General features: G+C 60.4%; 13 protein-coding genes. 4 read left to right on the top strand and 9 right to left on the bottom strand.

What is annotated here, in order from left to right:
- Positions 1-82 precede the first annotated feature (82 nt).
- The 3 genes from DXB53_RS06030 to DXB53_RS06020 form a co-directional block, all read right to left on the bottom strand.
- Positions 83-1609 (bottom strand): FAD-dependent oxidoreductase, encoded by a 1527-nt coding sequence (locus DXB53_RS06030; protein ID WP_117583740.1) that lies wholly within the window; start codon positions 1607-1609, stop codon positions 83-85.
- A gap of 256 nt (positions 1610-1865) precedes the next feature.
- The gene (locus DXB53_RS06025) at positions 1866-2870 is read right to left on the bottom strand and encodes a GGGtGRT protein (RefSeq protein ID WP_055252290.1); all 1005 of its coding nucleotides are present in this window, start codon (positions 2868-2870) and stop codon (positions 1866-1868) included.
- Positions 2871-2888: 18 nt separating this feature from the next.
- Positions 2889-3623, bottom strand: coding sequence for an iron-sulfur cluster assembly scaffold protein (locus DXB53_RS06020; RefSeq protein WP_006235554.1), 735 nt, complete (start codon positions 3621-3623; stop codon positions 2889-2891).
- A 403-nt stretch (positions 3624-4026) separates the two neighbouring features.
- Between DXB53_RS06020 and DXB53_RS06015 the strand changes: the two genes are divergently transcribed.
- A complete protein-coding gene (locus tag DXB53_RS06015; RefSeq protein WP_117583739.1) occupies positions 4027-4827 on the top strand; it encodes a transposase in 801 nt (266 codons plus the stop codon).
- 65 nt (positions 4828-4892) lie between these two features.
- Here the strand turns inward: DXB53_RS06015 and sufU are convergent, their stop codons facing one another.
- The 5 genes from sufU to sufC are packed head-to-tail and all read right to left on the bottom strand — an operon-like array spanning position 4893 to position 10138.
- Positions 4893-5327 carry a Fe-S cluster assembly sulfur transfer protein SufU gene (gene sufU / locus DXB53_RS06010; protein WP_117583738.1) on the bottom strand — a complete coding sequence of 145 codons (435 nt, stop codon included), beginning with the start codon at positions 5325-5327 and terminating at the stop codon, positions 4893-4895.
- Positions 5320-6645, bottom strand: a complete 1326-nt coding sequence (locus DXB53_RS06005) for an aminotransferase class V-fold PLP-dependent enzyme (RefSeq protein WP_197032756.1) — start codon at positions 6643-6645, stop codon at positions 5320-5322. The genes sufU and DXB53_RS06005 overlap by 8 nt, the downstream gene beginning before the upstream one ends.
- Positions 6642-7913, bottom strand: a complete 1272-nt coding sequence (locus DXB53_RS06000; RefSeq protein WP_117583737.1) for a SufD family Fe-S cluster assembly protein — start codon at positions 7911-7913, stop codon at positions 6642-6644. The genes DXB53_RS06005 and DXB53_RS06000 overlap by 4 nt, the downstream gene beginning before the upstream one ends.
- A complete protein-coding gene (sufB, locus tag DXB53_RS05995) occupies positions 7913-9325 on the bottom strand; it encodes a Fe-S cluster assembly protein SufB (protein WP_022094821.1) in 1413 nt (470 codons plus the stop codon). Before sufB ends, DXB53_RS06000 begins: the two co-directional genes overlap by 1 nt.
- A gap of 12 nt (positions 9326-9337) precedes the next feature.
- Entirely contained in the window at positions 9338-10138 is an 801-nt protein-coding gene (gene sufC, locus DXB53_RS05990; RefSeq protein ID WP_117583736.1) for a Fe-S cluster assembly ATPase SufC, read from the bottom strand.
- Between the two features lie 224 nt (positions 10139-10362).
- Between sufC and DXB53_RS05985 the strand changes: the two genes are divergently transcribed.
- The 3 genes from DXB53_RS05985 to DXB53_RS05975 all read left to right on the top strand — a co-directional run bounded on the left by DXB53_RS05985 (position 10363) and on the right by DXB53_RS05975 (position 14742).
- Entirely contained in the window at positions 10363-10794 is a 432-nt protein-coding gene (locus DXB53_RS05985; protein WP_117583735.1) for an Rrf2 family transcriptional regulator, read from the top strand.
- 139 nt (positions 10795-10933) lie between these two features.
- Entirely contained in the window at positions 10934-12742 is a 1809-nt protein-coding gene (locus tag DXB53_RS09935) for a hypothetical protein (RefSeq protein WP_158556503.1), read from the top strand.
- Positions 12743-12942: 200 nt separating this feature from the next.
- Positions 12943-14742 (top strand): AAA family ATPase, encoded by a 1800-nt coding sequence (locus tag DXB53_RS05975; RefSeq protein WP_158556502.1) that lies wholly within the window; start codon positions 12943-12945, stop codon positions 14740-14742.
- 24 nt (positions 14743-14766) lie between these two features.
- Here DXB53_RS05975 and DXB53_RS05970 read toward each other — a convergent pair whose 3' ends face one another.
- On the bottom strand, positions 14767-15786 hold the full coding sequence (locus tag DXB53_RS05970) for a glycosyltransferase (protein WP_117583733.1): 1020 nt from the start codon (positions 15784-15786) through the stop codon (positions 14767-14769).
- Between the last annotated feature and the right edge of the window lie 63 nt (positions 15787-15849).

The following is a 15849-nucleotide window of genomic DNA, read 5'->3' as shown; positions in this document are numbered from 1 at the left end:
ACGAATGGGCCCCGTGCCACTTCGAGCTCACGGGGCCCATAGATATCGATTAGTTGTGTTCTGCTTTAGATGGGTGTTCGAATTAGTCTGCTCGATAGTGCGATCCGAGACTTTCGGTTCGCTTACGCATGGCTTTGATCATTTCCTGTGCTAGTTGAATCTGCGATTGCAGGCGGGCGAGGGCTGCGACTTCGCTGTCCTGGGCTTTCTGTGTGCTCAAGGTCGTTGCCTCCGTCTTCAAGCCCTCAAGCTCGTGTAGTGCCTCGGATAGGCCTGTTTCGGTCCTGTTGATCATGCAATAGGTGCTCATCGTGTGCCTTAGGCTGTGTGTCAGGCGTTCGGCATCTGTTGCGGCTATGCCGTACTGGGGGAGGGCGATATCCGCCTTCAGGGCTGTCTCGGGCTCTTTCTGTGCTGCTTGGGCTGCCGATGCGCCCGCGATGCGCCCGAACACGATGCCGTTGGCGCTTGACAAGCCACCAATGCGGTCGGCGCCGTGCATGCCGCCTGTCGCCTCACCGCAAGCGTAGAGGCCCTCAACGCCCGTTTGCGCGGTCTTATCGATCTTGATGCCGCCGTTAGCGGCGTGGGCATACATCGCAACGCGCATCTCGTCAGTCGGGGCGATGCCGTGCTCGTCTTGCAGCCAGGTGGCAAAGGTCTGCACAAACTCTGGGACATCCTCGCGGGGAAAGTCGTAGTGGAGTGCCAGGCCTTCGACACCTGCCTGATCGATGACGAGATCGATAGCGCGGGAGGCCAAGCGTGACGTGAAGGGACCATATCCAGAGCGCTGCTCGAGCAGGTCGTCCAGCTTGTCGTCGGCAATATCTACCGGCTGGTCTACATGTACGTAGCGCCAGGTTTTCTCGTTGAAGACCAGGTTGCGCTTGGGCTCGATGAAGCCGGGCATCATCTGCATGAACTCTATATTAGTAAGTGTTGCGCCGTGCGCCAGCGCGATGGCCTGCGAGGAGCTGAGCACATCAGCCGACGTAAGGCTGCGCTCGAACAGGCCGCCTGTGCCACCGGTTGCGATGATCGTGGCCTTGGCAGCAAAGGGCACGATTCGATTTTCGGTGAGGTCGTAGAGCATGGTTCCGGTTATTCTGCCGTTCGTGTCCTCAACAAGGTCGATAAGCTCATGGCGGGGGAGCAGGCGAATGCCGAGCGACTCGATCCGGGTCGTCAGAGCGTCCTCAAGGGGCTTGCGGGTGAGGCCGCGCCACATGCGCGTCTTGTGGTCAAAGCAGGGGATAAATTGCTTTTGCTGAGCGCTTTCAGCGCTTTGCGGACGCTGGAGCTCAACACCCAGGTCTTGCTCGAGCCATTCAATTGCCTGGGGAATGCTGTGGACAAACGTCTGGACAAGATCGGGGTCGGCGACGCCGCCACCAACGGTCTGGATGGTATCGATAAGGTCTTGTTCGTCGTCTTCGTTAACGGGTCCGATAAGCCCCAAGCCCCAGGTTCCGGGGAAGAAGCTTGATCCACTCATAGTCTTGCCGGCGCTTGCCACAGTGACGGTCACGCCCGCGCGCGCCGCTTCGATGGCGGCGCAAAGGCCCGCAATGCCAGATCCAATTACCAGTACATCAGTCGATTCCATCGGATTCCTTTCTCGTCCGGCGCATTGTCGCACGGGTGATCGGCAATGGGGCCGCAAAGACTCGGCAAATCGGTAAAGGGCACATATGGCAGGTGGGCGTCATGGGCGTTCTGATGCTCCATCTCATCACATCTCGTATATCGCCCCAACTGATATATCGGCATTAGCTACCCTGCGACAGTGCAAACAAAAAGAGCCGCCACCTTAAAAGGTAGCGGCTCTAAAGCTCAACTATATGAGCATCGCGCGGGCGCGATTAGGCCTTGAGGGCCTCCTCGACGGCGACAGCGCAAGCGACGGTGGCACCGACCATGGGGTTGTTGCCCATGCCGATGAGACCCATCATGTCGACGTGCGCAGGCACGGAGGAAGAACCAGCGAACTGGGCGTCGGAGTGCATACGGCCCATGGTGTCGGTCATGCCGTAAGAGGCGGGGCCGGCGCCCATGTTGTCCGGGTGCAGGGTACGGCCAGTGCCGCCACCAGAAGCGACGGAGAAGTACTTCTTGCCAGCCTCGAGGCGCTCCTTCTTGTAGGTGCCAGCGACGGGGTGCTGGAAGCGCGTGGGGTTGGTGGAGTTACCGGTGATCGAGATGTCGACGTTCTCGTGCCACATGATGGCAACGCCCTCGCGGACGTCGTCGGAGCCGTAGCAGTTAACGGCAGCGCGGGGACCATCGGAGTAGGGGATGGTCTCGACGACCTTGAGCTCGCCCGTGTAGTAGTCGAACTGGGTCTTCACGTAGGTGAAGCCGTTGATGCGGGCGATGATCTGAGCAGCGTCCTTGCCCAGACCGTTGAGGATGACGCGCAGCGGCTTCTTGCGAGCCTTGTTGGCGTTCAGAGCCAGGCCGATAGCACCCTCAGCGGCAGCGAAGGACTCGTGGCCAGCCAGGAAGGCGAAGCACTCGGTGTCGTCGGAGAGCAGCATAGCGCCCAGGTTGCCGTGGCCCAGACCGACCTTGCGGTCCTCGGCGACGGAGCCGGGAACGGTGAAGGCCTGGATGCCCTCGCCGATGATGGCGGCAGCCTCAGAAGCGGTCTTGGCGCCACGCTTGACAGCGAGAGCGCAACCGAGGGTGTAGGCCCACTCGGCGTTCTGGAAGGCGATGGACTGGGTGTTGTTGACGATCTCACGCGGGTTGAAGCCCTTGTCGGTGCAGATCTGCAGAGCTTCCTCGAGGGAGGCGATGCCGTTGTCGGCGAGGCACTTGTTGATCTTGTCAGCGCGGCGCTCGTAACCTTCGAACGTAACAGTCATAGTTATTTCCCTCCCTTTCTACTCGTGAACCGGGAACACGCTGGCGACGGAGTGAGTCTCCTCGTCGGTGCGCGGGTCGATGTACTTGGCAGCGTTCTCCCACTGACCATAGTGGCCCATAGCGCCAGCGATGGCCTCCTCGGGGGTCTTGCCGGCCTTGACGGCGTCGGTGAACTTGCCGAGGTTCAGGAACTCGAATGCGATGATCTCGTTCTTGTCGTTGAGAGCCATGCGGGTGACGTAGCCCTGAGCGAGCTCAAGGTAACGAGCGCCCTTGGCCTTGGTGCCGAACATGGTGCCGACCTGAGAGCGAAGGCCCTTGCCGAGGTCGTCGAGGGAGGCGCCCACGGGCAGGCCGCCCTCGGAGAACGCGGTCTGGCTGCGGCCGTAAACGATCTGCAGGAAGATCTCGCGCATAGCAACGTTGATGGCGTCGCAGACGAGGTCGGTGTTGAGGGCCTCGAGGATGGTCTTACCGGGAAGGATCTCGGAAGCCATGGCAGCAGAGTGGGTCATGCCCGAGCAGCCGATGGTCTCAACGAGGGCCTCCTCGATGATGCCGTCCTTGACGTTCAGCGTGAGCTTGCAGGCGCCCTGCTGAGGTGCGCACCAACCCACACCGTGCGTAAGACCGGAGATGTCGGAAATCTCCTTAGCCTGGACCCACTTGCCCTCCTCGGGGATGGGTGCGGGGCCGTGGTATGCACCCTTGGCAACGGGGCACATGTTCTCCACTTCCTGTGAGTACTGCATGCCTCTCCTCTCTATCGTGTTGGCGTCCCGTCTGGGGGTCGTGGCTGGCGATTGCCGGGCGACCCTTCGAAAGGGACATGACATGCAGCCCCTATAATACCGCGAAATGCACGGAATATTCGGCGAACGGCTCAGTTTTCGTAGCGAGAAGTCCGGAAGTTTTAATTGAAACGGTTTAACTATATGTTCTGTGGTCGCGAACTTCCGTAGAGGGGGTTCGTCTTGGGCAAGCTTTTGGTCAGCTCTTGTAAGCGTTGCAGGGGTTGACCTGTTGCAACGGTGCCGTTCGCCGCCCGTTTACTGCCTTTGGCCGCGCGAGTGTATTGTTTTGCGTGAATGTTTTGATGGCACGCTTCAATCGTGCTGTATTGGATGGCAATCAGATCCCGGCGAAGGGAGCGCCATGCAGCGCGTTTGGAGAACGGTTACCGGCTTTTACCATGTCTGTGCCCGCGGTGTGGGCAAGCAGCTCATCTTTGAGGGCGATGAAGACCGGTGGGAGTTTTTGGAGCTGATGCGCGAGTGCTGCCGCGAGGCGGGCGTGACGGTTATCGCCTGGTGCCTTATGGGCAATCACGTGCATCTGGTGCTTGCAGATTACGAGGACGCGATGAGCGCGGCGATGCACCGGCTGCTTTTGACGTACGCGCGGCGGTTCAATAAGCGCACGGGGCGCACGGGTCATCTGTTCCAGAACCGTTTTGACCGGCGCTCGCTCGATACCGACCGTTATCTAATGGCTGCCATTCGCTATGTTCACGCTAATCCGCAGGAGGCGGGTATCGCCCTGATCGAGCGTTATCCCTGGAGCAGCTTTGCCGAGTATCTGAGAGCGTATGACAACGATACGACGAGGGGATTTTCGGACCCTTCTTGTGTGCTTGAGCTCTTTGAGTCTGCCAAGGGGTTTCTGGATTATTCTCTGTCGATGCCCGATGGTTCCGATCCGGTGATTCACGATATGGATGAGACAGAGTGGGAGCGGCGTGCGTTTGCCGACAAGATGGCGAAGCGCCTGGGCGTGCCGCTCAACGAACTCAAGACCGTAGCGCCCTCGCGGCGAGATGGAATCATTTTCGCCCTGCACGATGTCGGCTACACGGTGCGCGAGATCGAACGATATACGGGAATCAGCAAGAGTACCGTCTCTCGTATCGTGCGCGCTTATGTTCGGGTGAATGCTCAGGCTGAGGGCTCGGAATAGAAAATGGCCGAACCACTCTTGTCAAGCGATTCGGCCAACAAAATTCTTAAGATTTGGGACAAATACTACTGATTATTTTGTCCTGTGAGCATGCCGTCGAGGGTGCGCCAGGCGAGCTCGGCGCATTTGACGCGGGCGGGCATGTGCGAGATGTCCTGGAGCTGGGCGGCCTCGTCCAGGTCTTCCAAGTCCTCCTCGGAGAGCTGCTCGCCGCGGATCATGGCGAGGAAGAGCTCTGCCAAGCGGCGAGCTTCCTCGACGGTCTCGCCGGTGATGAGGTCGGCCATGATGTCGGCGCTTGCCTGGCTGATGGCGCAGCCGTGGCCGGTAAAGGAGGCCTCCTCGATCACGTTGTTCTCGACACGTAGCTGCAAGGTGAGCTCGTCTCCGCAGCTGGGGTTGATGCCGTCGTGCTCGTGCGTGGGGGCGTCCATCTCGTACTTGTAGTCGGGGTGCGAGTTGTGCTCCATAAACGTGGTGGAGGTGTACAGATTACCCATTGAACGTGCTCCAAACGTGATGCAGGCCGGCGATGAACTTGTCGATATCGGCCTTGTCGTTGTAGAAGGCCACGCTGGCGCGGCAGCAGGCAAGGTTCTCGACGCCCAGCCAGGTGAGCAGCGGCTGCGCACAGTGGTGGCCGGCGCGAATGCAGACGCCGTCCATGTCCATGATGCTCGCTACGTCGTGCGGGTGGATGCCCTTGACGTTAAAGCTCACGACGCCGTGGTGGTTGTCCCAATAGATGGAGCCGATGATCTGGACAAAGTCGAGCTGCATGAGTTCGCCCATCAGATAGTGGACGAGTGCCTGCTCGCGGGCCTGGATGTTCTCGTAACCCACCGTGTTGACCAGGTAATCGAGTGCGGCGCCCGTGGCGAAGATGCCGGCGGCGTCCTGCGTGCCGGCCTCGAACTTCTCGGGGACGGGAGCCCAGACAGCGTTCTGCTCGGTGACCGAATCGATCATCTCGCCGCCGGTAAGCATGGGCGGCATGGCGTTGAGCAGGTCCATCTTGCCCCACAGCACGCCGATGCCCATGGGGCCCATGGCCTTGTGCGCACTAAAGGCAAAGAAGTCGGCGCCCAGGTCGGCCACATCGACCGGCATGTGCGGCAGCGACTGCGCGCCGTCGACGACCAGGTAGCCGCCGTACTTGTGCACGAGTTTGCCGAGGTTCTTGACCGGGTTCTCGACGCCCAGCACGTTGGAGACCTGTCCCACGGCTAGGATCTTGGTCTTGGGACCCACCTTGGCAAGAACCTCCTCGGTGGTGAGCTGGCCGGTCTTGGTGGGGTAGAGGTAGACGAGCTTGGCGCCGGTCTCGCGGCAGACCTGCTGCCACGGAATCAGGTTGGAGTGGTGCTCCATGATGGTGATGACGACCTCGTCGCCCGGTTCGAGCACTGTGGGCGCAAAGCTCTTAGCGACCAGGTTGAGCGACTCGCTCGTGTTGCGGGTGAAGACGACCTCGTTGGCCTGTGAGGCGCCGATGAGGTCAGCGATCTGCTGGCGGACCTTCGCGATGGCGTCGGTGGCCTCGACGGACAGCGAGTACAGGCCGCGCAGGGGGTTGGCGTTCATGCGCTGGTAGAAGTCGCGTTCGGCGTCGAGCACACGGGCAGGGCGCTGCGCGGTGGCGGCGCTATCGAGGAAAGCGATCTCGGGGTGCTGCTGGAACAGCGGGAACTGGCCCTTGTAGGGGTTGGTCTCGATGTCCACGGTGGGCCAGCCGCGCGAAGCCTCGTCGCTGGCGTCGAGCTCCATGGGCTCGGGGGCAGTACAGGTGTCGCATTTAACGTGCTCGGTGTCGATCATGCGAGCTCCTCTTCAAAGTTGTCGATCAGGTTGTTGCCTAGGCGGACGACGGCGGCGCGGGTGCGCTCGTCGGTGGCGGAAAGCGCGGCGTCCTCCAGCTTGGCGCGGATGAACAGGTCCTCGGCGGCGTTTTGGTCAAGGCCACGGCAGGCGAGGTAGAACAGCTGCTCGTCGCGGACGTGACCGATGGTGGCGCCGTGGTTGCCGGCGACGTCGTCCTCGTCACAGAGAATGACGGGAACGGTCTTGTTGTCGACGCCCTTGTTGGCCAAAAGCACCGTCTCGCGTTCGGTGCCGGTTGCACCCTTGCAGCCGTGCACGAGGTCGATGGTGCCACGGTAGACCTTCTTGGACGTGCCGGTCAGCACGCCGTTGGCGTCGATCTCGCACTCGGTCTTGCGACCGCGGTGGCGCAGCTCGTAGTTAAAGTCGCGCACCTGCTCGCGGGCGCCCAGGTAATCGGTATCGATGGTCACCTTGGCGGTGTCGCCCAGCAGGTCGCCGGCAAGGCCGGTGGCGCTGGCGCCGGCGCCCAGGACGGTGTGCTGCACGTTGACGCGCGCGCCCTCGTCCAGGAACAGGCCGGTGTCGTCGAGTGCGATCCAGCTGTCGTCGAGTGTCTGCGTGCAGGTCACGTTGACGGTGGCGTACTCGTGGGCGCACACGCGTAGCACGGAGCCCACGACACCCTCGCCCTCGGCGGGCGAGTCTAAGGCGATATGCAGGTCAAGCGTTGCCTGCGGGCGGGCGACGACGTCGATGGCGGCAATCGCAGCCGCCGCGTCGTCGCCGCTTACGCGCACGGTAACCGTGGCGTGCTGGTACGCAGGCATATCGATGACGATGCGCTTGGTAGCGTGCTCGGCCATGTAGGCGTATGCAGCCTCGCCCATGCCGGTTTCGAAGGCCTCGGCGGGGGAGAGCTCCTCTTCGAGCTTGATGGCGCCGACCTGGTAGACAGAGGTGGCGGGCACGTCGAGCTCGGTCTCGGGCGTGATACGGGCGCGGTCGGCGGCATCACCGGGGGCAGCGGTACGGCGCTCGGGGAAGCGCTCGGCCATGGCTTCCATGGCGGTGTCGAAGGCGTCGGCAGCACCGCGGAACTGCTCGTCCAAGCCCTCGACCTCGACGGCCTCGGCAGGAGCGACGGCAAGCTCGTCCGAAAGCTCAAGCTTAGTCTGGTTCATCTTGAGCCAACCCCAAGTGGCAGCCGGCATCGCATTGACCTGCTCAAGGGTGGTAGCAGCGGTGTTCGTGGTCTGTTTCATTATCCGATCGCTCCTTCCATCTCGAGCTTGATCAGGTTGTTCATCTCGACGGCGTACTCCAGCGGCAGCTCCTTGGAGACCGGGTTGGCAAAGCCGTTGACGATCATGGTGCGGGCCTCTTCCTCCGAGATGCCGCGGCTCATCAGGTAGAACACCTTGTCGTCGCCGATGCGTCCGATGGTGGCCTCGTGGCCGATATCGACGTTCTTGGCGCGGATGTCCATAGCGGGGATGGTGTCGGAGCGGCTCTGGTCATCGAGCATGAGCGACTGACAGCTCACGGTTGCCTTGGAGCCCTCGGCCTTGGGTGTCGCCACGATGGAGCTGCGGAAGGTCTGGATGCCGCCGCTCTTGGAGATGCCCTTGGTCTCGACGGTCGCCGAGGTCTCGGGCGCGTTGAGCACGACCTTGCAGCCGGTGTCGAGGTTCTGCCCGGCGCCGGCGAAGGTGATGCCGGTAAAGCTCGAGCGGGCGCGGCGGCCGTTGAGCACGCTCATGGGATAGAGGTAACCTACGTGGCTGCCGAAGGAGCCGCTGATCCATTCGATGTCGCCGTCCTCGTCCACGCGCGCACGCTTGGTGTTGAGGTTGTACATATTCTTGGACCAGTTCTCGATGGTCGAGTAGCGCAGGTGCGCACGCTTGCCCACAAAGAGCTCCACGGCGCCAGCGTGGAGGTTGGCCACGTTGTACTTGGGCGCGGAGCAACCCTCAATGAAGTGCAGGTCGGCATCGTCCTCGACGATGATGAGCGTGTGCTCAAACTGGCCGGCACCCTTGGCGTTGAGGCGGAAGTAGCTCTGCAGCGGGAAGTCGAGCTTGGTGCCCTTGGGCACGTAGACAAACGAGCCGCCCGACCATACGGCGCCGTGCAGGGCCGCAAACTTGTGGTCGGTGGGCGGGATGAGCGTCATGAACTTCTCGTGGATGAGCGGCTCCCACTGCGGATCGTGCAGGGCCTCCTCGATGCCGGAGTAGACGATACCCATCTTGGACGCCGTGTCCTGCATGTTGTGGTAGACCAGCTCGGAGTCGTACTGTGCGCCGACGCCCGCCAGATAGCTGCGCTCGGCCTCGGGGATGCCCAAGCGCTCAAAGGTGTTCTTGATGTCGTCGGGCACCGACTCCCAGTCGTGCTTTTGGTCGGTGTTGGGCTTGACGTAGGTGACGATGTTGTCCATGTCCAGGCCCTCGATGGAGGGGCCCCACGTCGGGTCGGGAAAACGGTTGAAGATCTCGAGGGACTTTAAGCGCAGGTCGAGCATCCACTGCGGCTCGTCCTTTTTGGCGCTGATCTCGCGCACGATGTCGGGCGTGATGCCGGCGTCGAGGCGCTCGAATCCCTCCTCGCCATAGGTGAAGTCGTAGAGGCTGCGGTCGATGTCCGCGACCTCGGTGCGGTTCTTGGTCATTGCGTCGCCCCTTTACGCCTGCTGCCCGGCAGCGGCGGCCTCGGCCTGGGCGCGCTGCTCGGCGGCCTCGCGCTCGAAGGTCTCAAAGCCGTTCTTGTCGATCCAGGGGATGAGCGAGGCGTCGTCCTCGCGCACGATGTGGCCCTTGACCATAACGTGGACACGGTCTACATCCAAGTGCTCCAGGATGCGCGTATTATGCGTGATGATGAGCATGGAACCGTCGCAGCTCTTGCGGTAGGCGTCCATGCCGTGGCTGACGGTGGAAAGCGCGTCGACGTCCAGGCCCGAGTCGGTCTCGTCGAGGATGGCGAGCTTGGGCTGCAGCAACAGGAGCTGGAGCATCTCGACCTTCTTCTTCTCGCCGCCCGAGAAGCCTACGCCCAGCTCGCGGTTGAGGTAGGCGGTATCCATGTTGAGCTCGGCCGCGAGCTCCTTGACGCGACGGCGGAACTCCTTGCCCTTCATCTCCAGGCCGGGGCGGCCGGCAATGCTGGCGCGCAGGAAGCTCGACAGCGGCACGCCAGGGATCTCGACCGGGGCCTGGAAGCTCAGGAACAGGCCGGCGCGCGAACGCTTGTCGGTGCTGAGCTCGGTGATGTCCTGGCCGTCAAAGACGATGTGGCCGTCGTTGACCGTGTAGACGGGGTCGCCCATGACCAGGTGGCCGAGGGTGGACTTGCCGGCGCCGTTGGGGCCCATCAGCACGTGGGTCTCGCCGGCGGCGACGTTGAGGTTGACGTTGTGGAGGATGGTCTTCTCGTCCACGGAGGCGGTCAGACCTTCGATGGAAAGCAGCGGATTTGCGCTCATGCTGTCCCTCTCTGTATATGGTGTACTCATAGGTGTACTAAACCCTAGGAATCTTCTCGGAATAAAGTTACTATGGGTTCGGCGTTAGTCAAGGGAAAACCCGACTAATCCACTCGACTTTTCAAATTCTGGGACAAAATAACCTGTTGTGTTTGTCCCACTTACTTAAGATTTGGGACAAACAAACCTGGTTATGTTGTCCCAGATGCGATGGGAGGGTAGGTATGCTCATTTCTTCTAAGGGCCGCTATGCCCTCCGGTTAATGATCTATATCGCGGCGCTGGGTGACGCCGAGGGCAAGATTGCTTTGCGCGAGGTTGCCGACCGCGAGCATATCTCGCAAAAGTATTTGGAGCAGCTGGTTCGTCCGCTTATGAAGGCGGGCCTGCTTAAGAGCGTGCGCGGCAAAGGCGGTGGCTACTTGATGGCCAAGGACCCCGCCGAGGTGCGTGCTGGCGACATCCTGCGCGCTGTCGAGGGCAGCACGGCGCCCGTGGCGTGCGACGGCATCGACAACAGCTGCACCCGCAGCGATTTGTGCTCGACCGTCAAGTTCTGGCGCGGTCTGGACGACGTGATCGAAAAGTACGTCGACGGCGTAACACTGGCCGACCTTGCTGCCATCCCCGAGATTAACTTTGACATCAAGCTGTAGGTCGAGCGCAATTCCTTAAGATTTCGCGGAGGGTTGTTGCCGTTTACCGAGGGGTTGTTGTGCAACAACGGGCGAGCTGCAATACTTACTTCTATCTTTGCAAACTGCACTTTAACTATACCAATGCAGGGAGGATCTTATGCAGCCCAAGCATTCTGCTATTGTCGCGGGCCTGACGCTGGCGCTTTCGTTTGGCGCCGTTTCCGTGCCGGCACCCGCCGCTGCCGAGGAGCCCACGCCGGGCGTTGCCTCGGATGCCACCGATATCGATAAGGGTCTCTACACCCAGCAGTCCTTCTCGGGCGTGCTGAGGTCGGTCCAGGGCGTTTCGTTTGTTAACGTGACCCCCGAGATGAAGTACTTTACCAAGTACGAGAGCCATGGCAACTATAACCAGGGCTTTTCGTATGGCGACGGCTATAACGCGCTGGGTTATTACCAGTTCGACCGTCGTTGGTCGCTCATTCCGTTTATGAAGCAGGCCTACAACTACAACCCCGAAAAATACAGCATGCTCAAGGATGCGATTGATCGCGGCAGCGAGATTTCCAACGCGAGCAATGCCATGTATGAGAACGGTCAGCTCACCGAGCTGGGCCATATCGCGCAGGATGCCTTCCAAGGTGCGTACAACACCGATCCTGTTGAGTTCTCAGCTCTTCAAGATGCCTATGCGTACAACTCGTACTATGCGGTGACCGAGGCTTGGCTTAAGAGCGGCTTGGGTATTGATATTTCGGGCCGTGCCGATTGCGTTAAGGGCATGGTGTGGAGCATCACCAACATGTGCGGCACCGGTGGCTGCAGGGACTTTTTCCGCTGGGCGAATCTCTCCAACGATATGTCCGACCGCGAGTTTGTGACGGCGCTTTCCAACAGTGTGGTCAATAACGTGGCGACCAAGTATTCGAGCCAGCCCCAGTATCATGAGGGCTGGAAGAACCGCTACCGCAATGAGCTGAAGGACTGCTTGGTTTATATCGCCGAGGACGAGGCCGCTGCGACGCCCGTGCAGCCCGAACCTACGCCGGCGCCCTCGCCGACGCCTGATTCGAATGACGACTCGAGCGACGATGCCAACGATGACAGGATGGATGCGCCCTCGACCGGTGCTGATGGTGATGGCTCTGCTGGTGGCACTACCAACAACGGCTCTACCTCGAACGGTTCCGATTCAAACGGCTCTGCAGCGGGCGATTCGTCTTCAAGCTCTGCCGGCAATACGGACAGCGACGCTTCTGGTTCGACCGGCGCTGGCACCTCTAACTCATCCACCGGCTCGAGCGATTCGTCCGTTGGCACCGGCTCTAACAACGGCTCCGGCTCTGACGCAACCCCTGGTTCCGATGCTTCCAAGGATGACTCGAATAAGGCGCCGGACGTTCCCGTTGCTTCGCCGGACAAGAAGCCTTCTTTCTCCGAGCAGCTTGGCTCTACGCTGGGCTCTTCGCTGATGGCTGGCGTCAATAACGGCTCGACCCAGAACAAGGGCAACTCTGATCAGGTTTCCACGGAAAAGATCGAAGCCGCAAAGGGCGACTCCAAGGACAAGGCTTCCGAGAAGACCGAATCCGATAAGGGTTCTAGCTCTGAGGAGAAGAGCGACAAGTCCGAACAGAAGAAGGACGAGGATAAGAAGTCTGAATCTGAGGAGAAGGACAAGAGCAAGGCCGAGGGCGAAAAGAAACAGTCCGAAGACGACGACAAGAGCGGTGCTGACAACCAGGTCCAAGAGCAAAATGACTCCAAAACGGTGACCACCACGACCACGACGACTACAACTACCAAGTCCTCGGGCGGCAACATGCCCAAGACGGGCGATCTGATTGTGATGGCGAGCCTTGCCAGCGCGAGCTTGGCCACACTGGGCGCTACGTCTATCGTAAGTGGTAAGCATAAGCTCGATCAGCAGAAGAAGGCTTCTGGGGAGGACGGCTCGGAGGAGTAATCTTCTAGATCGTTTTCTATAAGAGTTTGGGACGGGGTCCGGTGCGGCGGCATCGGGCCCCGTTTTTGTTGTGCAACGATTTGTTATGCCCCCTCGGGGGTCTGCTGCTACCGTTGCCCGAAACGTTTGCATGTCGATATTGTTGCGCTCTACCCGCTCGCTACAATGGGCATCGTGCTGCGTTAGAAGGAGAGTTTACGGTGTCTGAACAGGCGAATTATGGTGTTGCTCATGCGTTTGGCGCACGGTTGCTCAGTTATGCGGATAACGCAGCTCTGCCGGTTGATGTACACGACTTTTCCGATGCAATCAATCGGTGTTTACTCGTCGATAAGACTATGTTTATTGCCGATATATTGGACAGCGAAGCACCTGTTGCGGTTTGCTGTCGGCCCAAGGGTTTTGGCAAGAGCATGAATCTATCGATGCTCAAATGCTATTTGGAACGACCTGATCACCGGCGGCCGGATCGAAGCCCGTTCGTCGGCTCCCAGATTTGGCAGGCGGGCGGCGGTCACTATCGTGATGAGTACGCGTGTTATCCGATCATCACGCTCGACTTTTCAGCTGCCGCTGCGGGGCGCGACGCCGATGCTGCGGCGGCTATTCGCAGCGCTGTCGCGAACGAGTGCGCCCGATTGCTGCCGCTGCTTGCCGCACCTGATCTGTCAAGACGTGAGGTTCGTCTTATCGAGAGGGCGGCGCGTGGGGTGGCCAGCGATAAGGAGATCGATGCGGCGATTAGCGTGCTTATTAAGCTGCTCCAGACAGCTTTCGATGAGCAGGTTGTTCTTCTGATAGACGACTACGACGCGGTATGTCCAAAGCGCTTGGACGCCAAGGACGACGGTAGCGTGGATTCCCTAGAGTCGCTCAGCCGAATGTTGTTCGACACCATTGCCGACGCCGGCGACTCGTTGCGATTGACGTGTCTGATGGGCGAGCGCCCCGGTCCTGCCGAGCTTGCGTTGTCCCAGCGTGGGGTTTCCTATCGATCGGCGACGCCACTGTCGAGTTGGTGTGATCGATGGTTCGGTTTTTCGGACGACGAAGTCCGGGTGCTGTTAGATCGCATCGGGCGCAACGGCTGTCTGGATGACGCGCGTGAGTGGCTCGAGGGCTATCTGTTTGGTGGTTTTTATTGCTCGAGCCCGGAGCGTGTGGTGGACTACGCACATCGCGGTTGCGTCGCTCCTGTTCGGGCAGATCTGTATGGTTACGCCGACCGTCTGAGCGCATGCATCGGTGACTGGAACCTCATACGCTTGTCCACATTGTTCGATTTGCTTGAGCCGCATGGGTTTATTGAGGCGCCAATACATGTGCATGCCGAGGAGGCCGATGCCGCCAAGCCCGAAGATATCTGGACTGCGCTGTATCTGTCTGGATTCCTTACGACGGACATGACGGGGCATTCGGAGGACGGCGCGTGCCTTCGTTCCCTGCGTCTGCCTAACAACGAAGTGCGTCAGGTACTCCGTCTTGTAATTCTGGAATGGTTTGAGTGCTCCGTTGAGGACGTTGGAGCTATCGACTCGTTCCATGACGGGCTATGTCGAGGAGACGAGGACGCTGTAAAGCAGGCTTTGAGCTGTGCTATCGGCGATCTAGGCATCGATGTGGGCCAATCAGATATGCCGACATCCTATCATCTGGCGCTGCAGGGGCTCTGCTTTGGCTTGCCGGGCTATGCCAATCCTGCTTCGAGGCGAAAGTGTGGCGCGGGTCGCTGGGACATCCAGGTTTTTCCTACGGGCACTGTGTTCGACGTAGCAGATACGATTGGCATGCTGGACGAGCGCCCGCTGATAACGATTAATATGATGTATGACCCCGATGTGGATGCGCTGGGGTTGGAATTGCTGGCCGTGCAGTCGCTACTCGACATAGAGCGCGGCGGCATCGACGAAATCCGTGTACCGCGCCCCGGCGTGGGTCGCATGCGCTGGGGGTTCGGTTTTGATGGGCAGCATGTGGCTACGGTGTGCCAGCGGCTTTAAGCGCTGAGGTGTTTCCGGCTTCCGTTACTTGGTGGCCTTCATGGGCGGCATGGGTTTCCAGTTGGGGTCCTTGATGATCTTGCGGGCGTCCTTCATGCCACGGCGCAGCGCCGGAATACCGGTCTTAAAGCACTTATCGACCGCAGCCAGGCGAATGAATTCCTTGCAGAAGGTCGCGGCGTTGCCCAGACGGAACAGCACGGGGTGGTAGTCGCCGTAAATCTGCATGTAGCGTGCCAGATAACCGCGGTTGCGCATGATGTAGTAGCGGTTGGTATCGCTCGTGGAGTTGAGCTGGCGCTTGCCGGCGATATCCCAGTTAGAGACGGCGCGGGCGCGCTTGAGCACCACGTCGGCAACCACGGCGGCGGGGAAGTGCTGGCTGGCCACGTAGCCGTAGCAGGCATCGTCGCCGTAGATAAAGAAGCGCGCGTCGGGCAGGCCAATCTTGTCGACCACGCGGCGCGAGAACATGCCGCCTTCAAAGCACAGTTGGTTCATGGTGCGGTAGCCCTCGGGTCCCAAATCCCACTTGGCGATGGGGTTAGGGATGCCGAGCGAAAGGATGAGCTGGTACTGCCAAAAGAAGGCGCCGCCGTCAAAGTCCAGGCGCGAACCCTGAATGACGTCGTAACAGTCGGTCCACTTGGCCAAGCGCTCGATGCCTTCGGGGATGACGAGCACGTCGTCGTCCATCACCCAGAACCACTGGGCGCCCAGGTCGTAGGCGCATTTGGTGCCGGCGGAGAAGCCACCCGCGCCGCCACCGTTTTCAAGCTGCGGCGCGTATATAACGCGGTCGGTGCCACCCTGTGAATCGGGCTGGTCGGTGTCGATGCCCCACAGGTTGGCGAGGCGCTCGTTAAATGCGGTGCACATGGCCTCGGTCTCGCGCGAATTCTCGTTATCGACAATCACGATGCGCCAGGGCGTTGCCGTGAGCTCGGTCATGGAGTCGAACAAGTTGGCCAGGAGTTCCTGGCGCTTGTACGTGACGACAACGATGGCGAGCTTATCGATGGGGGCGGGAAGGGTTGAAGGCATGGGGCAATATATCCTTTCACGCGCGGCGCGCGAGCGCTGCGCGGAAGCTATCGAATACGTCCT

This window comes from Collinsella sp. OM04-5 (assembly GCF_003439125.1).
In the GTDB taxonomy this organism is placed as follows: domain Bacteria; phylum Actinomycetota; class Coriobacteriia; order Coriobacteriales; family Coriobacteriaceae; genus Collinsella.
Note: the sequence above shows the minus strand (reverse complement) of the source record. Positions and strands in the feature narration are given on the sequence as shown.